Below are 530 nucleotides of genomic sequence, written 5' to 3' on the forward strand. Positions count from 1 at the left end.
CATCCCCCGAGGCAGAGGAGCACGCCATCATGCGTACCGATCTGATCCGTCGCACCGCTCTGACCGCTGCTGGTCTCGCGTTCACCGGTGGCGCCATCGCCGCCCCGCTGACCGCCGCCTACGCCGCGTCCGACGCCAAGCCCGCCACCACCCAGACCCAAACGCAGTCCGACCGTAAGGGCCACGGTGACCGGCAGCTCAACGTCCGCTACGAAGCCCAGCCCAACTTCTACTACTGCGGCCCCGCCGCCACCCGCAACGCACTCTCCGTGCAGGGCAAGGACATCAGCGTCGACTCCATGGCCAAGGAAATGGGCACCACCGAGAACGGCACCAACAGCATCAACGACATCACCCCCGTCCTGAACAAGGAAACCGGCAAGAACGCCTACCACAGCGTCGAAATCAGCAAGCCCGACGCTGATGCGAAGCAGACCGACACCCTGCGCGCCGACATCGTCAAGACCGTCGACGACGGCCGCGCCGTAGTCGCCAACATCGCCGGCACCACCACCGATGTTGACGGCACC

The 530-nt window shown here is 66.0% G+C and carries 1 protein-coding gene; it reads left to right on the plus strand.

Annotation, left to right across the window (positions count from 1 at the left end; genetic code table 11):
- Positions 1–29 precede the first annotated feature (29 nt).
- On the plus strand, positions 30–530 hold a 501-nt coding region (locus V6V47_RS32650; protein ID WP_334632408.1), incomplete at its 3' end, for a C39 family peptidase.

The organism is Micromonospora sp. CPCC 205539 (assembly GCF_036906815.1).
GTDB lineage: Bacteria > Actinomycetota > Actinomycetes > Mycobacteriales > Micromonosporaceae > Micromonospora.